Annotated in this window: 19 protein-coding genes; 8 read left to right on the top strand and 11 right to left on the bottom strand. The window is 68.7% G+C overall.

The features are described 5' to 3' along the window. Nucleotides 1-5: 5 nt before the first annotated feature. The 5 genes from M9945_RS06785 to M9945_RS06765 are packed head-to-tail and all read right to left on the bottom strand — an operon-like array spanning nucleotide 6 to nucleotide 5,160. A complete protein-coding gene (locus tag M9945_RS06785) occupies nucleotides 6-872 on the bottom strand; it encodes a CoA ester lyase (protein WP_367943926.1) in 867 nt (288 codons plus the stop codon). A gap of 52 nt (nucleotides 873-924) precedes the next feature. Next, nucleotides 925-1,302, bottom strand: coding sequence for a nuclear transport factor 2 family protein (locus tag M9945_RS06780; RefSeq protein WP_367943925.1), 378 nt, complete (start codon nucleotides 1,300-1,302; stop codon nucleotides 925-927). Nucleotides 1,303-1,319: 17 nt separating this feature from the next. Continuing rightward, nucleotides 1,320-3,581 carry a N,N-dimethylformamidase beta subunit family domain-containing protein gene (locus tag M9945_RS06775; RefSeq protein ID WP_367943924.1) on the bottom strand — a complete coding sequence of 754 codons (2,262 nt, stop codon included), beginning with the start codon at nucleotides 3,579-3,581 and terminating at the stop codon, nucleotides 1,320-1,322. 5 nt (nucleotides 3,582-3,586) lie between these two features. Next, nucleotides 3,587-3,940: a hypothetical protein gene (locus M9945_RS06770; RefSeq protein WP_367930192.1), complete on the bottom strand. Its 354-nt coding sequence runs from the start codon at nucleotides 3,938-3,940 to the stop codon at nucleotides 3,587-3,589. Between the two features lie 14 nt (nucleotides 3,941-3,954). Further along, the gene (locus M9945_RS06765) at nucleotides 3,955-5,160 is read right to left on the bottom strand and encodes a CaiB/BaiF CoA transferase family protein (RefSeq protein ID WP_367930193.1); all 1,206 of its coding nucleotides are present in this window, start codon (nucleotides 5,158-5,160) and stop codon (nucleotides 3,955-3,957) included. 146 nt (nucleotides 5,161-5,306) lie between these two features. On the opposite strand from M9945_RS06765, the gene M9945_RS06760 reads away from it, so the two are divergent. The 7 genes from M9945_RS06760 (at nucleotide 5,307) to M9945_RS06730 (ending at nucleotide 11,937) form a co-directional block, all read left to right on the top strand. After that, complete coding sequence (locus M9945_RS06760) at nucleotides 5,307-6,245, top strand: LysR family transcriptional regulator (protein WP_367943923.1); 939 nt, start codon at nucleotides 5,307-5,309, stop codon at nucleotides 6,243-6,245. A 144-nt stretch (nucleotides 6,246-6,389) separates the two neighbouring features. Continuing rightward, nucleotides 6,390-7,631, top strand: a complete 1,242-nt coding sequence (locus M9945_RS06755; RefSeq protein ID WP_367943922.1) for an ABC transporter substrate-binding protein — start codon at nucleotides 6,390-6,392, stop codon at nucleotides 7,629-7,631. Nucleotides 7,632-7,686: 55 nt separating this feature from the next. Further along, nucleotides 7,687-8,424: an ABC transporter ATP-binding protein gene (locus M9945_RS06750; RefSeq protein ID WP_367943921.1), complete on the top strand. Its 738-nt coding sequence runs from the start codon at nucleotides 7,687-7,689 to the stop codon at nucleotides 8,422-8,424. Further along, entirely contained in the window at nucleotides 8,417-9,136 is a 720-nt protein-coding gene (locus M9945_RS06745) for an ABC transporter ATP-binding protein (RefSeq protein ID WP_367930197.1), read from the top strand. Before M9945_RS06750 ends, M9945_RS06745 begins: the two co-directional genes overlap by 8 nt. Further along, on the top strand, nucleotides 9,129-10,013 hold the full coding sequence (locus M9945_RS06740) for a branched-chain amino acid ABC transporter permease (RefSeq protein WP_367943920.1): 885 nt from the start codon (nucleotides 9,129-9,131) through the stop codon (nucleotides 10,011-10,013). Before M9945_RS06745 ends, M9945_RS06740 begins: the two co-directional genes overlap by 8 nt. 2 nt (nucleotides 10,014-10,015) lie before the next feature. Then, complete coding sequence (locus tag M9945_RS06735; protein ID WP_367943919.1) at nucleotides 10,016-11,023, top strand: branched-chain amino acid ABC transporter permease; 1,008 nt, start codon at nucleotides 10,016-10,018, stop codon at nucleotides 11,021-11,023. After that, on the top strand, nucleotides 11,020-11,937 hold the full coding sequence (locus M9945_RS06730; protein WP_367943918.1) for a CoA ester lyase: 918 nt from the start codon (nucleotides 11,020-11,022) through the stop codon (nucleotides 11,935-11,937). The genes M9945_RS06735 and M9945_RS06730 overlap by 4 nt, the downstream gene beginning before the upstream one ends. Before the next feature lie 42 nt (nucleotides 11,938-11,979). Here M9945_RS06730 and M9945_RS06725 read toward each other — a convergent pair whose 3' ends face one another. The 6 genes from M9945_RS06725 to M9945_RS06700 all read right to left on the bottom strand — a co-directional run bounded on the left by M9945_RS06725 (nucleotide 11,980) and on the right by M9945_RS06700 (nucleotide 16,536). Beyond that, on the bottom strand, nucleotides 11,980-13,422 hold the full coding sequence (locus tag M9945_RS06725) for an aldehyde dehydrogenase family protein (RefSeq protein ID WP_367943917.1): 1,443 nt from the start codon (nucleotides 13,420-13,422) through the stop codon (nucleotides 11,980-11,982). A gap of 112 nt (nucleotides 13,423-13,534) precedes the next feature. Next, on the bottom strand, nucleotides 13,535-14,263 hold the full coding sequence (locus M9945_RS06720; RefSeq protein ID WP_367944784.1) for a YggS family pyridoxal phosphate-dependent enzyme: 729 nt from the start codon (nucleotides 14,261-14,263) through the stop codon (nucleotides 13,535-13,537). 37 nt (nucleotides 14,264-14,300) lie between these two features. After that, entirely contained in the window at nucleotides 14,301-14,783 is a 483-nt protein-coding gene (locus M9945_RS06715) for a redoxin domain-containing protein (protein ID WP_367943916.1), read from the bottom strand. A gap of 67 nt (nucleotides 14,784-14,850) precedes the next feature. Continuing rightward, nucleotides 14,851-15,576 carry a hypothetical protein gene (locus M9945_RS06710; protein WP_367943915.1) on the bottom strand — a complete coding sequence of 242 codons (726 nt, stop codon included), beginning with the start codon at nucleotides 15,574-15,576 and terminating at the stop codon, nucleotides 14,851-14,853. Continuing rightward, nucleotides 15,576-15,821 carry a thioredoxin gene (locus tag M9945_RS06705; protein WP_367943914.1) on the bottom strand — a complete coding sequence of 82 codons (246 nt, stop codon included), beginning with the start codon at nucleotides 15,819-15,821 and terminating at the stop codon, nucleotides 15,576-15,578. The genes M9945_RS06710 and M9945_RS06705 overlap by 1 nt, the downstream gene beginning before the upstream one ends. An 82-nt stretch (nucleotides 15,822-15,903) precedes the next feature. Continuing rightward, entirely contained in the window at nucleotides 15,904-16,536 is a 633-nt protein-coding gene (locus M9945_RS06700) for a MarR family winged helix-turn-helix transcriptional regulator (RefSeq protein WP_367943913.1), read from the bottom strand. A 190-nt stretch (nucleotides 16,537-16,726) separates the two neighbouring features. On the opposite strand from M9945_RS06700, the gene M9945_RS06695 reads away from it, so the two are divergent. After that, nucleotides 16,727-17,770 carry a zinc-dependent alcohol dehydrogenase family protein gene (locus tag M9945_RS06695; protein ID WP_367943912.1) on the top strand — a complete coding sequence of 348 codons (1,044 nt, stop codon included), beginning with the start codon at nucleotides 16,727-16,729 and terminating at the stop codon, nucleotides 17,768-17,770. Nucleotides 17,771-17,775: the final 5 nt, after the last annotated feature.

The raw sequence follows: 17,775 nt of genomic DNA, 5'->3' as shown, positions 1-17,775 counted from the left end.
GTCCGTCACGCCGTGCGCGCGAGGAGCTTGCGGGCCATGTCGGCGTGGAGGCGTTCGACCATCTTGCCGTCGACGACCAGAACGCCCTTGCCGGCATTCGCCGGGTCCTCGAAGGCGGCGATGACCTGCCGGGCTTGGCGGACGGCTTCCTCCGTTGGCGAAAACGCGGCGTTGGCCGGGGCGATCTGGGACGGATGGATCAGCGTCTTGCCGTCGAAGCCGCCGAGGACGCCCTGCCGGCATTCGGCGGCGAAGCCCGCCTCGTCCCTGAAATCGTTGTAGACGCCGTCCAGCGCGTCCATGCCGAAGGCGCGGGCATGGATGACGATCGCGCTCAGCCAGTGCTGGATGGTCGGCCGTCCCTCGGGCAGCGGCAGGCTGGTCTCCTTGGCGAGATCGTTGACCCCGGCGACGAGGCAATCGAGCCCGACATGGTCCGGCGCGCCCGCCTGCACGATCTCGCGCAGATTGACGATGCCGAGCGGCGTCTCGACCATCGCCCACAGGCGAATGCCGTCGCCGCCCGACGCATCCAGCATCCGCCGGGCATCGAGAAGCGTCTGCGGCTCCTCCACCTTGGGCAGGAGCACCGCGTCCGGCGCGCAGCGCGCGGCGGCCTCGATGTCCTCGCCGTCCGGTGCGCCGGCGCGCAGGTTGACCCGGATCACCCGCTCCTGCCCCTCTGTGGGCGATGCCTCGCGGAAATGCGAAGCAAGGAGACCCCGCGCCTCGGCCTTCGATTCCTCGGCGACCGCGTCCTCGAGATCGTAGATCACCGCGTCGCAGGCGAGCTGCGCGGTCTTCGCCATCGCCCTGGCGTTGGCGGCCGGGACGTAGAGGACGGATCGGCGTGGACGGACCGGTCGTAGCATATGGTTGCGTTCCATCGTTCGGGAGGCGGCCGGAAGCCGGGAGCGGAGCGCCCTATGTAACGGGGATATCTTCCGCGTGATAGGTCTTGGCGACGATGCGCCAGCCGCCGGCCGTCCTGACGAGGCTCAGATAGTCGACGAACCGCTTCGGCGGGAAGGCCGACGTCACCTTGGCCATGGCCATCTCGCCCTCGGTCTCGATCGACAGGATGGCGTTGCGGCTCTCGAAGCCGCTGTCCCGCGCCGACTTGCGGTTGCGGACCCGGTCGAGCCAAGGCCCGACGGCGAGCGCCGTCGCGTCGCCGTCGATCGCCGCGTAGAGCGCCGAATCGGGGGCGAAGACGCGGCCCAGTGTCCCGGTGTCGCCTTCATGGAGCGCCTCGAGATAGAGCCGCACCACGGCCTCGACGTCTGCGATGTCGGATTTCATTGTCTGGCCTCCAGCGGTCATTCGCGCTCATAGGTGAAGGGTTTCGGGTCGACGAAGCGGCGCAGGACGTTCGCGGTGATGCGCGAGACGTTGTTGTCGTAGCCGTTGTGGCTGAGGCTGCCCGGCCAGGCGATCGAGCCGACGTTGAACACCGCGCCGCCGCCCGCCGTCTCGAAGAACACCATGTCGGCCTGGATACGCGCCTCGACCGGCGCGGTGACGGTGGGCACGGTGATGCTCATCTCCTCGTTGACCAGCCGGAAGGATTCGGTGTGCCCCTCCGACGAGGCGAGGATCAGCGCATGGACCGGCGTGCCGAGATTGGTGTCGGCGTGGTCGATCTCGATGCCGGCCGCGCCGCCGCCCTGCAGGCCGAAATCGCCGATGATCTCGTCGTCGACGCCGTCGAAGACGAAGGCCGCGCGCGGGTCGCGGCTCGCCGCGGTGCGCCGGTAGAAGGCCGCGAGGTCGAAGCCTTCCGAGATGAAGCCGACGCCGCCGATCGACTGCGGCGGGCGGGCGTGGGCGCGCCACAGGCCGCCGCGCTTGCCGTCGAACGAGTGGAACTCCTCGCCCGGCTGCGTCTCCCATGTGCGGATCGCCGGGCCGCAGCGGCGCACTTCCATGACGCCGGGAAGCTCGGGGTGGAAGGCGATGCGCCAGTAAAAGCTGTTGCCGCCGAGAACGGCGACGCGCCCGCCGGCGTCGGCATAGGCCTTGGTCGCGTCCCACATCTCGGCCGAGAAATATTCGGGGTGGGCGCCGGTGACGACGGTGCGATACCGGCTCAGCAGCTCGTAGCCCTCGGCATGGAGGTCGTCGTCGGTGACGACGTCGTAGTCGATGCCCTGGTTCTCCAGCCAGTCGATGATGTGGGTGTCGGCGTTGAACTCGCGCAGGTTCGAGCCCTTGGCGCCGAACGAGCTGATGAAGCCCGGCCGGAAATTCAGGATCGGCCGCAGGCGCGATGAATAGCACACGCCGCTGCCGTCGGAATGGACGTCATAGAGCGAGGGTCCCCATTCGGGGTGCTCGTCGATGAGCAGGTTGGCCTTGTGCAGGACGATCAGCCGGCTCGACAGCAGCTCGGCGATGGGGAACGGCACCGGGTTGAGGTTGGCGTAGGCGAGATAGGTCGCGGTGGAGGCGAGGAAGCACACCGGCGCGCGCCGGTCGCCCTTGCGGGGCCGCACGAAGAACGGGATGCGCTCCTCCTCGCCGTCGGCGACGAGGCGGATCGCGTAGAAGCCGCTCTTCAGGTCCTCCGGCAGGTCGAAGGCGATGTCGGCGTCCCAGCGCGCGTCGTAGACGTCGTCGTCATGGAAATGGATGGCGCCGTACTGGGTCGGGGCGTTTTTCCACGACACCTCCTCGCCGGTCCAGTTCGAGCCGGTCATTCCCCGCGCCGGCAGGTTGATCGCGCGGCCGTTCAGGCGGTGGCGGGAGCGATCGGCGATCCGTTCGCCGTCGATACCGACCGAGAAATCCCAGAACGCGACGCATTGCGCCGCGACGTCGGCGGGCAGCGCCTCGCCGCGGAACTTCTCCATGTCGAGCCGCGAGGCCGCGCCGCGGATCAGGCGGGGCTTCTCGATCTTGCCGTTGTAATGGTCGCTTGTCCGCGGCGCCTCGGCCGTGCCGCCGGTCATCCGCGCGGCGATGGTGAGCGCGGCCTTCGGCAGGGAAAAGTCGAAGCCGACGGGCACGCTCGCCACGACCGGCCGCTCGCCCGCCCCGGTCCGCGAATAGGGCTCCTGGATCACCGACAGCGTCTTCGCTTCGGCGTCGTAGGTCGCGGCCACCAGATGCCATTGCCGTTCGGTCAGGGGAACGTTCGTCGACACGCCGGCAACGCCGCCGCGCCCGTCCGCGCAATGCGCCGCCAGCGCGCCGTTCCCGTCGATCGCGAGGCGGAAGCCCGTCTTCGATGCCTCGTCCCAGATGCACAGCAGCGCCTGCTCGCCCTTGAGCGGCGTGGTCGGCCAGACATGCAACTGGACCGAGAAGCTCGACAGGGCCGAGAACCGCTCGCTCGGCGGCACGACGACGCAGGAGCCGGCATTGCAGATCTGCTCGCGCGCCGGATAGACGCCGTCGGCCGCCGACGGGATCTCGATCTCACGGAAGCCGGGGCCTTCGGGGTTCAAATCGCCGCAGATCGTCCGCACCAGGCTGGCGCGGAACCGGGGAGCCGCGGTGCAGCTCACCATCACGCTCAGCCGCTCGCCGCGGGTCAGGCTGATCTTGTCGAGGTAGCCGGTGATGTAGGGAAGCGCCATGGACCTCAAGAACCCTGCAATGTCTGGCCGCACAGATTCTTCCAGCGCAGCCGGAAGACGTATCGTTCCGCCTCGGCGAGATCGTCGAACTCGACCTCTTCGAGACGCACGGGATCGCCGCGCACGCCCGTGAGCTTGGCCAGCCGCCAGCGGCGATGCGGCTCAATGGCGACCAGCACGTATTTGCCGGCGCAGGGCGCCTTGCGGAAATGCTCGAGCACGAACTGGAGGTTCGGGCTGTGGGCGCCGATCGGCGTGCGGCAATATTCGCGATACAGCTCCTCGCCGCGCGCGAGGATGTCGTCCCAGACGGCGCGGGTCGGGCTGCGGAGATCGGGAAGGGTGTGGAAATCGGTCATGGCGTCGGTCGGCCTCAGATGATGCCCGCATGCGCGAGTCGGCTCATTGTGCCTTCGTCGAGGCCGAGAAGGCTACCGAGGATTTCAGCGTTGGAGGAGCCGAGCGCCGGGCCGAGGCTGTCGACATGGCCCGGCGTGCGCGACAGTTTCGGGATGACAGCGGGTATGTGGACCTCGCCGAGGCTTTCGTGCGGCAGGGCGATCTGGTTCTGCCGCTCGGCGATGTGCGGATCGGCGAAGATGCCGGCGATGGTGTTGACGCTGGCGCAGGGAACCTCGTTCTCGGCGCAGATCGCCACGGCCTCGTCGGTGGTCATTTCCCCGACCCAGGCCTGGACGATGCCATCGACGATGGCAGCGTCGCGCAGCCGCGCACCGGTCGTGGCGTACCGGTCCGGCTCGACGAGGTCGGGCCGGCCCATGGTCGCGGCGAGGCGCGCGAACATGCGGTCGTTGGTGCAGGCGATGGCGATCCAGCCGTCGCGGGTCTGGAAATGGCCGTGCGGGCAGGCGTTCGACGTGCCCAGCCCCTGCCGCCCGCGCACGATGCCCCTGGCGGCGAAGGCGGGGGCGAGATCGTCGAGCATGCGCAATATCGGTTCGTAGAGCGCGAGGTCGATATACTGGCCGACGCCGTCGCGGTCGCGCGCGCGCAGGGCCAGCATGATGCCGAGCGCGCCGTAGACGCCGGAGACGTAGTCGGCGAGCGAGGTCGAGCCCGGCGTCAGCGGCGGGCCGCCCTCCATGCCGGTCAGGTGCGCCAGCCCGCCGAAGGCGTGCGCGATGCGGGCGAAGCCCGGGCGGTCGCGATAGGGGCCGTGCTGGCCGAAGCCCGAGACGCGCAGCATCACGAGGCGCGGGTTCACCTTGCGCAGGTCCTCGAAGCCGAGCCCCCATTTCTCGAGCGTGCCGGGCCGGAAGTTCTCGCAGACGACGTCGGACGCGGCCACCAGCTCGCGCAGGATGTCGGCGCCCTGCGGGTCGCGCAGGTTGAGCGTCACCGACTTCTTGTTGCGGGCCTCGCTCAGCCAGCAGAACGTGTCCGGGGTCGTGCCGGTGGCGACCCCGAAGCGGCGCAGCGGATCGCCGTCGCGCGGCTGCTCGATCTTGATCACTTCAGCGCCGAACTCGCCGAGGATGGACGCGGAAAGCGGCGCGGCGATGAAGGTCGCAATGTCGAGAACACGGAGTCCGTCGAGGGGGCGATTGCGGTCCGGCATTGGTTGCTTTCTACATGACGATTGCCGAATATGTCGCAGGTGATCCTGGCCGAAGCAAAAACAACCTTATTCTACAGTTAGACAGGAAAGTTATAGAAACGCCGTCGGCGACCGGCCGGCGTGGGCGGTTCCTGCACGAGGGCGGAATGGACGTTCGGCAACTGAGATATTTCCTGTCGGTCGCCCGTTGCGGCAGCTTCTCGCGGGCCGCGATCGAGCTGAACATCGCCCAGCCGGCGCTCAGCCATCACGTCGCCAACCTCGAGGCCGAGCTCGGCGTCAAGCTGTTCGAGCGCAGCACCAAGGGCGTGACCGCGACCGAATGCGGCGAGACGCTGATGCGCCATTCGGAGAAGATCCTGCGCCAGATGGCGAAGGCGGCGCTCGATGTGAAGATCACCTCCGCCCAGCCCTCGGGCGCGGTCTCCATCGGCCTGCCGACCAGCATCTCGCTCGGCCTGACGGTTCCGCTGCTGCACGAGGTCGAGGCGCGCTATCCGGCCATCGACCTGAAGATCGTCGAGAACCACAGCGGGTACCTTTCCGAATGGGTGCTGGCCGGCCGCCTCGACATGGCGGTGCTGTTCGACATCGACCCCGCCTCGCCGTTCGACCTCCGGCCGCTGATGGAGGAGCAGCTCTACTTCGTCGCCGCGCCGGGCAGCTTCGTCGACGGGCGCGACTCCATCGAGCTGCGCGAGATCGGCGGCACGCCGCTGGTGCTGACCGGCGCGAGCCACGGCCTGCGCCACGCTATCAACCGCCACACCGACGGCGCGGCGCTCGACATCAACGTCAAGACGGAGATCGACTCGCTGGTGGCGATCAAGCAGCTCGTCGCCTCCGGCTACGGCAACTCGATCCTGCCCTGGGGCGCCATCCAGCAGGAATGCGCCGCCGGCCTCCTGTGCGGCGTGCGCATCGAGAAGCCGAAGATCGAGCGCAAGGTCTACCTCGCCGCTGCGCGCGGCTGGCCGCACTCGCGCGCGTCGGAAATCATCTCGATGCTGCTCGCCGAGGTCATGGGCAGGCTGATCGCCGACGACCGCATGCGCGGCGTGCCGCTCGGCGGCGCCGGGCTATAAAGCAAACTTATCGCCCTATGCTCATTTGAACGCTTGTTGCGTCGCCGCGCGTCGGTAGATTTCGTCGGATAGCACGCGCGCTTGCGGCGAGGGCGCGCGTGCTGGTCAACGAACAATCTCGAAGCGCACAAAGAGGGTGAACCCATGCGATCCACTATCAGTTTGCTGACGGCGACGGCGATGGCCTTCGGCGTCGCCCTGACGCCGCTGCCGGCGAGCGCCCAGGACAAGACCGTCACGCTCGGCGTGCTCGGCGCCTTTGCCGGGCCGTTCGCGGCGGACGCCGTCGAGGGCTACAACGGCGCGCTGCTCGCGGCCAACGAGATCAACGCCGCCGGCGGCATCGACGGCTATACGTTCAAGGTCGAGCAGTTCGACACCCGCGAGATGACGCCCGACGCCGTGCTGGCGGCGGTGGAGCGGCTCAAGGCGACGCAGGACCTCGGCGCCATCGTCACGCCCTTCGGCAGCCTCTCGGGCTTCGAGATGGACTACGTGGCCGAGATCGGCGTTCCCTACATGGTGGCCGCGAACTCGAACCAGTACCGCTCCATCATCCAGCCCGACCCCGACAAGTTCAAGAACGTCTGGTCGCTGGCCCCGTCCTACGACGCCTACCAGACCGAGCTGCCGGTGGTGATCGACGAGATGATCGCGGACGGCTCGTTCAGCCCCGGGGACAAGACCTACGCCATCATCGGCTCGGACAACCCTTACAGCATGCCGATCTACGAGGGCCTGAAGAAGGCGATGGACGCGAAGGGCTGGCAGATGACCTTCGACGACGTCGTGCCGGCGGTCGAGATCAACGACTGGCGCGTCATCCTGAACAAGATCCGCGCCAACCCGCCGGCGGTGATCATCAACACCGAGGCCTCCTCCTCCAACGCAGCCTCTTTCATGAACCAGTTCATGGAGGAGCCGACCAAGTCGCTGCTGTTCATCCAGTACGCGCCGTCGGTGCCGGAATTCGTCGAGCTGACCCGCAACAACTCGACCGGCGTGCTCTACAACATGCTCGGCGGCCCGATCAGCGCCGCGGTCTGGCCGCGCACGCAGGAGATCGGCGACAAGTACAAAGCCGCCTACGGCTACGATTCCAGCATCTACGGCTATATCTGCTACGAGATGGTCTATCTCTATGCCGACATGCTGAAGAAGGTCGGCGATCCCAAGGACTACGAGACGATGTCGGCCGAGCTCGCCGCCACCGACAAGGAGATGGTCCACGGCCGCGTGAAGTTCGACCCGGCCACCCACCTTTCCTTGCAGGGCGACGGCTACCTGCCGATCCAGTTCTACCAGATCTGGGAAGGCGATCGCGTTACCATCTATCCGAAGGAATACGCGACCGGAAAGAGCCAGACTCCGCCCTGGATGCAGTAACATCGCCAAATTGGGGGGCGGCGACGGCCGCCCCCTCGCCTTCCGGGGACATCGCATGACGGACATTCTCGTCGTCAGGGGCATGAGCAAGAGTTTCGGCGCCCTCAAGGCCATACGCGGGCTTTCCTTCTCGCTCGCCGATGGGGAGATCCTGGGCATCGCCGGCCCCAACGGCAGCGGCAAGAGCACGCTCTTCAACATCCTCACCAAGATCCCGTTCGGGCCGGACGCCGGCGAGCTCGTCCTCGACGGCAAGTCGCTCGACCGGATGAGCCCGCGCCAGATCGTGCAGGCCGGGCTCGCCCGGATCTTCCAGACCGAGACGGATTTCGAGACGCTGAGCGTCCTGGAAAACATCCTCGTCGCGATGCCGGACGAGGATTTCCGCCACGGCCGGCGCGACGCCGAAAAGCGGGCCGCGGACCTTCTGGCCTATGTCGGCCTTCGGGATCAGGCGGACCGCCCCGCCTCGGAGATCACTGTCTACGACCGCAAGAAGCTGATGATCGCGACGGCGCTCGCCTGCCGGCCCAAGGTGCTGCTGCTCGACGAACCGGCGGCCGGCCTGTCGCCGCCAGAGGTCACGGAAATGATAGAACTCATACGCCGCATCAACGCCGACGGCCTGTCGATCATCGTCATCGAGCACATCATCTCGCTGCTCGTCTCGGTCTCGAACCGGCTGCTGGTGCTGAATTTCGGCGAACTGCTCGCCGAGGGCGCGCCCAAGGACGTCATCCGCGACCGGCGCGTGATCGAAGCCTATCTCGGAACGGCGGCCGCCAATGTCTGATACGGTTCTCGACGTCAGGGCGCTGCGTTCGGGCTATGGCCGCGTGCCGGTGCTGCACGGCGTCACCTTCAGCATCGCCAAGGGCGAGAATCTCGGCCTGATCGGCCCGAACGGCCACGGCAAGACGACGCTGTTCCGTACCCTGTCGGGCCTCGTTCCCGCCTGGTCCGGCAGCGTCACCTTCCTCGGCGAGGACATCACGGGAAGCGCGCCCGCCTCCATCGTCGAGCGCGGGCTCATCCACGCGCCGCAGGGCAACAAGCTGTTCCCCGACCTGACGGTGCTGGAGAATCTGTGGCTCGGCGCCTTCGCCGCCGGGCCGCGCGCCGAGCGCAAGCGCACCATCGAGAAGGTGTTCGCCATCTTTCCCCGTCTCGCCGAGCGGCGCAAGCAGTACTGCCGCACGCTGAGCGGCGGCGAGCGGCAGATGGTGACCATCGGCTGCTGCCTGATGGGGCTGCCGAAGCTGCTGATCCTCGACGAGCCGACCCTCGGCCTGTCGCCGAAGCTGAAGGCCGAGCTGCGCGACGCCATCGCGGAGATCATTGGCTCGGGCGTTCAGACCGTGATCGTCGAGCAGGACCCCGAATTCCTCCAGACCCTGACCACCCGCCTCCTCCTCGTCAGCGAGGGCGCCATCCGCGCCGAGATCGCCGAGGGCGGCGGCCTCGAACACCAACGCGTCGTGGAAATGTATTTCGGCCATGCTTGATTCCTTCCTCGCCCTCTTCCAGTCGATCTTCGCCAGCGGCCTCGTCCTCGCCTCGCTCTACGTGCTGATGGCGGCCGGGCTCGCGCTGGTGTGGAACACGCTCGGCATCTTCAACTTCACCCACGGCGCGCTGATGGTGGCCGCCGCCTACATCGCGTGGACGGTGTCCGACCCGCGCGGCCTCGGCCTCGGGCTCGCGGCGGGCGTGGTCGCGGCGGTGCTGGTCGCGGCGGTGATGGGCTACCTCATCAACGTCCTCCTGGTAACGCCCTTCCTCGGCCAGAAGCAGATCGTCCTCGTCGCGGTGATGACGACCTTGTCGGGGGCGTTCTTCATCGAGAACTCCGCGCTGCTGTTGTGGGGGCCGCGCATCAAGCAGCTCGACAAGTTCGTCGAGGGCAATGTCAGGATCGCCGGGACGACCATATCCGGCCACGAGGCGATCATCATCGTGCTCGCGCCGCTGCTGATGATCGGCCTGTGGGCGTTCCTGCGCTTCACCTGGACCGGCAGCGCCATCCGCGCGGTGGCGCAGAACCGCGAGTTCGCCGAGCTGAGCGGCATCCGCGTCAAGCGCATGTACTCCATCGCCTTCGCCGTCTCGGCGGCTCTGGCCGGCCTTGCCGGCGTCATGCTCGGCGCGATCCGCTTCATCACGCCCGGGCTCGGCGGCGAGCCGCTGCTCAAGGCGCTGATCGTCGTCATCCTCGGCGGGCTGGGCAGCATGCCGGGCACCATACTAGGCGCCTATGCCGTCGGCTTCGGGGAAGCCACCAGCACCTACTTCCTCGGGGCCTACTGGACCCAGGCGGTGCTGTTCCTCGTCTTCATCGCCTTCCTCGTGCTGCGGCCCAACGGGCTGCTCGGGAAGCCGTGACGATGGAACGTTCCTTCCGCAACGGCGCCGCCGCCCTGTTCTTCCTCGCCCTTTTCCTGTTGCCGCTGGTCAACGGCGATTCCTATGTCCGCCATGTCAGCATCATCGCCATCATGTATGCGGTGCTGGTGTCGAGCTGGAACATCTCGCTCGGCTATGGCGGCGTGTTCAACTTCGCCCACATGGCCTTCTTCGCGGTCGGCGCCTACGCCACCGGCATCCTGACCAAGACGTTCGGCTTCTCGCCGTGGCTCGGCATCCCCATCGGCATCGCGGCGTCGGTGGCGGCGAGTGTCATCGTCTGCCTGCCGGTCCTGAGGCTGAAGGGCATCTACGTCATCCTCGTCACCTTCGCCTTCGGCCAGCTGTGCCTGCAGATCGTGCTCAACCAGCGGGACCTCACCGGCGGCAATTTCGGCCTCGTGTCGATCCCGCCGCTGGCGGTGGACGGCTTCTCGTTCCGCGACCACCAGAACATCGGCTACTACTATCTCGCGCTGGCGATCCTCGCGATCACGGTCGCGGCGGTGTCGTGGTTCGCCAATTCGCGGTTCGGCTGGCGGGTGATCGCCCTGCGCGACAACGAGCCCTACGCCATCAGCCGCGGCGTGCCGCTGGCGCGCACGCGCCTCGCGACCTTCGCCTTCAGCGCCATCTTTCCCGGCGCCATCGGCGCGGTCTATGCGCAGTATGTGCGCTCGGCCAGCCCCGACATGTTCGGCTTCTCGTTCCTGACGCTGGCGCTCTCGATGCTTCTGCTCGGCGGCACCGGCACGATCTGGGGGCCGATCGCCGGCGCGTTCGTCTTCACGGTGCTGTCGGAGCTGATGACGCCGCTCGGGCCGGGGCGCTACCTCGTCACCGCAGTGCTCATCGTCCTCATCCTGCGCTTCTTCCCGCGCGGGCTGGCGGGCATCCCCGAATTCGTCGTCGCCCGTCTGAAACGCACGCGCGGCGGCGCGGCCGCGCCCGCCACGACCGACACCACGACGATGGGAGAAGCCCGTTGAAGACGAAACGCCTGCGCCGCTGCCAGCTTTCCGTGCCGGGCTCCAGCGAGAAGATGCTCGCCAAGGCCGCCACGATGGAGGTCGACTACATCTTCCTCGACCTCGAGGACGCGGTCGCGCCGAACCGCAAGGCCGAGGCCCGCCGCAACGTCGTCGAGGCGGTGCGCTCCACGCGCTTCAGGGCGCCGACCATCGCCGTGCGCATCAACGACCTGTCGAGCCCGTGGGCCTATGACGACCTGACGGCGCTGGTCGAGGGCTGCGGGGAGACGCTCGACGTCATCGTGCTGCCCAAGGCGATGGGGCCGCACGACATCGTCTTCCTCGACCGCCTGCTCGGCATGCTGGAGGCGCGCCACGCCATCGGCCGGCGCATCGGCGTCGAGGTGCTGATCGAGGAGATCGAGGCGCTGAACAGCGTCGAGGCCATCGCGGCCGCGTCGCCGCGGCTGGAGGGGCTGATCTTCGGCATGGGCGACTACGCGGCCAGCCAGGGCATGCGCGTGTCGGGCGTCGGCGAGACGGACGACTATCCGGGCGACCTCTTCCACTACCATCGCAACCGTGTGGCGATCGCCGCGCGCGCCGGCGGCCTCGACGCCGTCGACGGCCCCTACGCCGATTTCCGCAACCCGGACAAGTATCGCGAGGAGGCGCGCCGCGCCGCCATTCTCGGCTTCGCCGGAAAATGGGCGATCCACCCGTCGCAGATCGAGTTGGCGGAAGCCATGTTCTCGCCGGACCCCGCCGCGGTGGCGAAGGCCCGCGCCATGGCCGAGGCCTATGCCGCTGCGCGCGAGCGCGGCGAGGGCGCGATCAATTTCGAGGGAACGATGATCGACATCGCCTCGGTGCGCGGCGTCGACGAGATCGTCGCCCTGGCCGACATGATCGAGGAAAAACGGGGACGCTGAGACCGGGGAACGCCGGCGGCACGAGGCCGCCGGGAGCCGCCTTCAGTCGTGCTTGATGACCATGGTGCGCACGGCGGAGAACTCGTAGAGCGCCTCGAAGCCCTTCTCGCGGCCGTGGCCGGATTTCTTCATGCCGCCGAAGGGCAGCTCGATGCCGCCGCCGGCGCCGTAGCAGTTCACGAAAACCTGGCCGACCTGCATCCTGCGGCCGACGCGCAGCGCCCTGGCGCCGTCGCGCGTCCAGATGCCCGCCACCAGCCCGTAGGGCGTGGCGTTGGCGAGCGCCACCGCATCGGCCTCGTCCTCGAACGGCATCACCGCCATGACCGGGCCGAAGACCTCCTGGCTGGCGAGGCTGTTGGCGCGCGGAACGGGCCCGTAAAGGCGCGGCTGCACGAAGAAGCCGCCTTGCGGAAGGTCCGCCGGCATCTGCCCGGCGGCGATCAGCGGGATGGCGTCGGCGTCGGCGCGGCCGCAGAAGCCCTGCACCCGCTCCTGCTGCCGGCGGCTGACCACCGGGCCGAGGTCGTGGTCCATCTCCGGCGTGCCGACGCGCACCTGCGCGAAGCGCTCGGCGACGCGCTCGACGATGCGATCGTAGGCCGACCGCTCGACCAGCAGCCGCGAGCCGGCCGAGCACGTCTGGCCCGCATGCTGGACGATGGCGCCGACCAGCACCGGCAGGGCGGCGTCGAGATCGGCGTCGGCGAAGACGATCTGCGCGGACTTGCCGCCGAGCTCCAGCGTGCAGCCGATATGGTTGCGGGCCGCGGCCGTCTGGATCTGCACGCCGGTCTGGTTGCTGCCGATGAAGGAGATGAAGTCGATGTCGGGATGGCCGCTGAGCGCCGCGCCCGCCTCGTGGCCGTAGCCGGTGATCATGTTGATCGCGCCTTCGGGAAAGCCGTTCTCCACCATCAGCTCGGCCATGCGCAGCGGCGTCTGGCACGCGTCCTCGGCCGGCTTCATCACCACCGCGTTGCCCATGGCCAGCGCCGGGCCGACGGAACGCGGGAACATCTGCGCCGGATAGTTCCACGGAATGATGTGCGCCGTGACCCCGTGCGGCAGCCGCTCGGTGGCGGCGAAATGCCCGGCGAGGAACGGGATCGTGTCGCCATGGACCTTGTCGGCGCCGCCGCCGTAGAACTCGAAATAGCGCGCGGCGGCGACGATGTCGTTGCGCGCCTGCTTGATCGGCTTGCCGGTGTCGCGCGCCTCGAGCTGGGCCAGCTCCTCGGCATGGTCGGCGACGACGATGGCCATGCGCGACAGGAGCCGGCCGCGCTCGGCGGCATTCATGCGCCCCCACACGCCGCTCTCGACGGCGCGCCGGGCCGCCTTCACCGCCGCATCGACATCGGCGTCGACGGCGGCGGCGATGGAGGCGAAGGGCTGGCCGGTCGCCGGCGCGAGGACGTCGATCGTCCGGCCGCTCTCGGACTGCCGCCATTGATTGTCGATCAGGATGCCGGTCCGGGCCATGTGTCCACCTCGCTGCTCTCGCCCCTGCTTACAACGCCGGAAAGCGCGGCGGGAAATAGAGAGATGTGTCTAGCCGATCCAACTTTTCTATATCCCCCGGCACGGGGCGCCCTCAGCCGGCTCCCGCCGCGCCGGGCCAGTAGTATGCGTCCGAGGTGGGGCGCGCGCCGAAGATCGCCTGCCCGACCCGCACGACGCTCGCGCCCTCCTCGATCGCGATCTCGAAATCGCCCGACATGCCCATCGACAGCGCGTCGAAGGAAAGACCGGGCGGACCCTCCTCGCGCAGCCGGGCGCGGATGTCGCAGAGCAGACGGAAGCAGCGCCGCACGCGCGCCTCGTCGGCGGAGAAGATCGCGAGCGTCATCAGCCCACCGACGCGCAGCCGCGGGAAGGCCGGCAGTCCGGCGACGAAGCCGGCGACCTCTTCCGGCGCAAGGCCGAACTTGCTCGCCTCGCCGGAGGTGTTGACCTGGACCAGCACGTCGAGCGTCCGGTCCTCGATCTCGAGCCGGCGCTCCAGCGCCTCGGCGACGCGCAGGCTGTCGAGCGCCTGGAACTCGGCGGCGAAGCGTGCCACCTCCTTGGCCTTGTTGGTCTGGAGATGGCCGACGATGCTCCACGCGACAGAAAGGTCGCGCAGCGCCTCGGCCTTGCCCTTCGCCTCCTGCACCTTGTTCTCGCCGAGGGTGGCGATGCCGGCGGCGACGGCCGCGCGCAGGCGCTCCGCCGGCACTGTCTTGCTGATCGGCAGCAACCGCACGCCCTTCGGGTCGCGTCCGGCGCGCCGACAGGCGGCGTCGATCCGCGCCCGCACGGCAGCGAGCCGTCCGGCGATCACGCGCGCCTCGTCGTCCTGCGCGACGGCTTCCTTCACGTCATTCGTCACGTTCTGCTCCCTCCTTCATCAGCCACGCGATTTCCGCGCCGACCTTCATGTCGTCCTCGGCACCGAAGGCATGGCGGCGGATCATGCCGGCCCGGTCGATCAGGACGAGGCTCGGCGTGCCGCGCATGCCGTAGGCGGCCATGGTGTGCGGGATCGGCCCGTCGCCGCCCGGCCGGTCGACCGCGATGGGGAAGCCCAGCCGGTATTCGTGTATGAAGGCGGCGAGCGACACCGGCGTCATCGCCTCGTGATGCTCGAAGACGGTGTGGAGGCCGATGACGGCGACCTCGTCGACCGGGAAGGTCGCGGCGATCTTCTTCGCCTGCGGCAGGCCGGCGCCGACGCAGCCGGGGCACAGCATCTGGAAGGCGTGGAGCACGACGACCTTGCCGCGCAGGCCGGCGAGGGTGGGCGGCTCGGCGGCGTTGAACCACTGGATCACGTCGAGCTCGGGCGCGGGCGTGCCTGTCATGTCATTCATCCTTTCCCAAGGACCGGCACCCGCGAGGAGAGCGATCCCCACGCGGGCGCCGGCTCGTTCAGTCGGCGACCTTGCCGGGGAGGCTGAGGTCGCCGGAGGCGACATCGAACACGTCGGCCACGCACAGAAGCGGCGCGTGGACGTTGGCGTTGACGCGCAGCCCCGAGGTGACGCCGTCATAGCTCGCGCCCTTGACGACCGAGACATCGGCGAACGGCACGCGAAGCTCCACCGTCTGCCCGTCGAGCGCCGGCTCGAAGCCGGGGCTGTCGATGAGCAGCGGCAGGCCCGGCCATGTCTTCGGCAGGCGCGGCTTCGCGCCTTCGGGGATGTCGATCACCTTGAGCGCGCCCTCGCCGCAGGCCTCGTCCGGGCCGAGCACCACCCAGTGGCTGTGCCAGACGTCGCCGTCATTGGCCGGATCGCCGTCGCCGTTCTCGTCATGGAGCGGCGTGTCGTCGAAATCCGGATGCGCGGTGACGGTCATGGCGAGGATGCCGGCCTTTTCCTCGAAGCCGACCTCGGCCGGATCGACGCTGGTCGGCCAGACATAGGCGAAGACCTCGGAGCCGGCCAGCGTGCCGACCGGCGTCGGCTTCGTCTCGCCGGCCCGGCCCGACACCGCCATATGGAAGACGGCTTCCGACCCTTCGATCGTCACCCTCGCATGGACGATGTCGAAATCGGCGACCGCCGCGTTGCCGGCCCCGGCGTCGATGCCGTGCGCGTGCGCGCCGCCCGAAAGCAGGGCCGCCAGCGCCACGGATGAAAGCAGCCTGACCATCACGCGCCTCCCCCGAGATCGGAAAGCGCGGCGCCGAAATTGATGTGATAGGGGTTGCCCTCCATCACCAGCGCCGGCACCGACTTGACGCCGGCGGCCGCGGCCTCGGCGATCCTGCCCGGCTGCTCGCCGAGATGGACGATCTCGACCGCATATTCGGCCCGGTCGAGCGCGCGCGCCAGGCGCTGCTCGGCATCGACGCAGACGGCGCACCCCGCATGGTAAAATGTCGCTTTGTGTGGCATGGTCGAAAAGCTCCTTTCTTTCGCAGAGAGAGCGTGAGCAAAAGAGCGCCTCGTCCATTGCCGTGGACGGGGCGCTCGTCCTTCAGGCCGGCTCGCGGGCGGGCGGCGCGGACGCCCCCTCCCCCGGCCCGGCTTCCTCATGGTCGCTACAGTCGAGACGCAGCGAAGCGTCGCCGAAGGCGGCGTCCACGAAGGCGCAGTGATGCGGCTTTTCCGCATCGGAATGGACGTAAGGCCGGAAGAAACGGCAGGTCAGGCACAGGCGCTGCGGCTCGATCGCGCCCTGCTGCTGAAGCGACAGGATCGTCTTCGCCAGCGCCCGCCGCAGGCCGGCGCGCTCGCCGGGCTCCAGCCCGCCGATGGCATGCGCGAGCGCCGCGGGCGGCTGCGCCGTCTGCCTGACGATCCGCGCCCCGGCGGCGGTGAGGACGATGCGCGCCGCGCGGCCGTCGGCGGGGTCGCGCCGCCGCTCGACCAGCCCCTTGCGCTCCAGCGCCGCGACCACCTCGCTCGCCGTCGGCTGGGTGACGCCGAGCAGCCTTGCCAGCACCGTGACCCGGCTCGCGCCCCTTCCGGCCAGAAGCGACAGGCATGCCGTCTGGGTCGGCGTCAGGCCGAGCGGCTCGGCCTCGCGCCACCCGGCCATGCGCACGAAGGCGGCGACCTGGCCGAGGCCGGAGACGATCTGGGAAATATCCTGTGCATCCTCGCTCATCGCCGATTCATAGGAGTACTATGTATATGAGTCAAGCGGCCGGAAATGGCATCGCGGCGGCGAGGATCGTTCCGGCCCGCATGCGGGATTTTCAGAAGCACCGTGACCGTTCGCGCGCGCGGCCGGCTGTCATCCGCGGCGAATCCGGGCCATAGTGACGCCCGTTCAGCGACAGGTCCGGGGCCATGCAATGAAAGCGATGTTCTACGACGCGTTCGGGCAAATGCCGGTCATCGCCGAGGTGCCGGACCCGACGCCGGGCGAGGACGGTGTGGTGATAGAGGTCGGCGCCAGCGGCGTGTGCCGCAGCGACTGGCACGGCTGGATGGGGCACGATCCCGACATCCGCCTGCCGCACGTTCCGGGCCACGAGTTGGCCGGCCGTGTCGTCGCCGCGGGGCGGAACGTCCGGCGCTTCAAACCGGGCGACAGGGTGACGGTGCCGTTCGTCTCCGGCTGCGGCCGCTGCGCGGAATGCCGCTCCGGCAACCAGCAGGTCTGTCCCGACCAGTTCCAGCCGGGCTTCACCCATTGGGGCTCGTTCGCCCGGTTCGTCGTCATCGACTTCGCCGAGACCAACCTCGTTATCCTGCCCGACAGCGTCGACGACGCCACGGCCGCCAGCCTCGGCTGCCGGTTCGCCACCTCGTTCCGCGCCGTGGTCGACCAGGCGCGGCTGCGGCCGGGCGAGTGGATCGCCGTCCATGGCTGCGGCGGCGTCGGCCTGTCGGCGATCATGATCGCCGCGGCGCTCGGCGCGAGGCCAGTGGCCATCGACCTGTCCGACGAGAAGCTCGCCTTCGCCCGCGCCTGCGGCGCGCTCGCGACGGTCAATGCCGCCGCCGCGCCGTCCGTCATCGAGGCGGTGCGCGAGATCACGGGAGGCGGCGCGCATGTGTCGGTCGACGCGCTCGGCCATCCCTCGACCTGCTTCAACTCGATCGCCAATTTGCGTCGGCGCGGCCGGCACGTCCAGATCGGCCTGATGCTCGGCGAACAGGCGACGCCGCGCATCCCGATGGCGCAGGTGATCGGCCAGGAGCTGGAAATCTACGGCAGCCACGGCATGCAGGCCTGGCGCTACGACGCCATCCTGTCGATGATCGAGGCCGGCAGGATCGCGCCGCAGAAGCTGATCGGCCGCCGCATCGGCCTCGAAGAGGGAATAAGGGCGCTGACGACGATGGACAGGTCCGACGCAATCGGCATGAGCGTCATCACGTCGTTCGGCTGACCCCG

It is taken from the genome of Aquamicrobium sp. (assembly GCF_023954335.1).
GTDB lineage: Bacteria > Pseudomonadota > Alphaproteobacteria > Rhizobiales > Rhizobiaceae > Aerobium.
This window is presented reverse-complemented; position numbering and strand designations above follow the sequence as displayed.

Bases quoted from the DNA above. Each gene is read 5' to 3' on its own strand.
- M9945_RS06745 (WP_367930197.1), top strand. From the start codon at position 8,417: ATGTCTGATACGGTTCTCGACGTCAGGGCGCTGCGTTCGGGCTATGGC.
- M9945_RS06725 (WP_367943917.1), bottom strand. From the start codon at position 13,422: ATGGCCCGGACCGGCATCCTGATCGACAATCAATGGCGGCAGTCCGAG.
- M9945_RS06740 (WP_367943920.1), top strand. From the start codon at position 9,129: ATGCTTGATTCCTTCCTCGCCCTCTTCCAGTCGATCTTCGCCAGCGGC.
- M9945_RS06735 (WP_367943919.1), top strand. From the start codon at position 10,016: ATGGAACGTTCCTTCCGCAACGGCGCCGCCGCCCTGTTCTTCCTCGCC.
- M9945_RS06750 (WP_367943921.1), top strand. From the start codon at position 7,687: ATGACGGACATTCTCGTCGTCAGGGGCATGAGCAAGAGTTTCGGCGCC.
- M9945_RS06785 (WP_367943926.1), bottom strand. From the start codon at position 872: ATGCTACGACCGGTCCGTCCACGCCGATCCGTCCTCTACGTCCCGGCC.
- M9945_RS06705 (WP_367943914.1), bottom strand. From the start codon at position 15,821: ATGCCACACAAAGCGACATTTTACCATGCGGGGTGCGCCGTCTGCGTC.
- M9945_RS06755 (WP_367943922.1), top strand. From the start codon at position 6,390: ATGCGATCCACTATCAGTTTGCTGACGGCGACGGCGATGGCCTTCGGC.
- M9945_RS06765 (WP_367930193.1), bottom strand. From the start codon at position 5,160: ATGCCGGACCGCAATCGCCCCCTCGACGGACTCCGTGTTCTCGACATT.
- M9945_RS06710 (WP_367943915.1), bottom strand. From the start codon at position 15,576: ATGGTCAGGCTGCTTTCATCCGTGGCGCTGGCGGCCCTGCTTTCGGGC.
- M9945_RS06700 (WP_367943913.1), bottom strand. From the start codon at position 16,536: ATGAGCGAGGATGCACAGGATATTTCCCAGATCGTCTCCGGCCTCGGC.
- M9945_RS06780 (WP_367943925.1), bottom strand. From the start codon at position 1,302: ATGAAATCCGACATCGCAGACGTCGAGGCCGTGGTGCGGCTCTATCTC.
- M9945_RS06715 (WP_367943916.1), bottom strand. From the start codon at position 14,783: ATGACAGGCACGCCCGCGCCCGAGCTCGACGTGATCCAGTGGTTCAAC.
- M9945_RS06775 (WP_367943924.1), bottom strand. From the start codon at position 3,581: ATGGCGCTTCCCTACATCACCGGCTACCTCGACAAGATCAGCCTGACC.
- M9945_RS06770 (WP_367930192.1), bottom strand. From the start codon at position 3,940: ATGACCGATTTCCACACCCTTCCCGATCTCCGCAGCCCGACCCGCGCC.
- M9945_RS06695 (WP_367943912.1), top strand. From the start codon at position 16,727: ATGAAAGCGATGTTCTACGACGCGTTCGGGCAAATGCCGGTCATCGCC.
- M9945_RS06760 (WP_367943923.1), top strand. From the start codon at position 5,307: ATGGACGTTCGGCAACTGAGATATTTCCTGTCGGTCGCCCGTTGCGGC.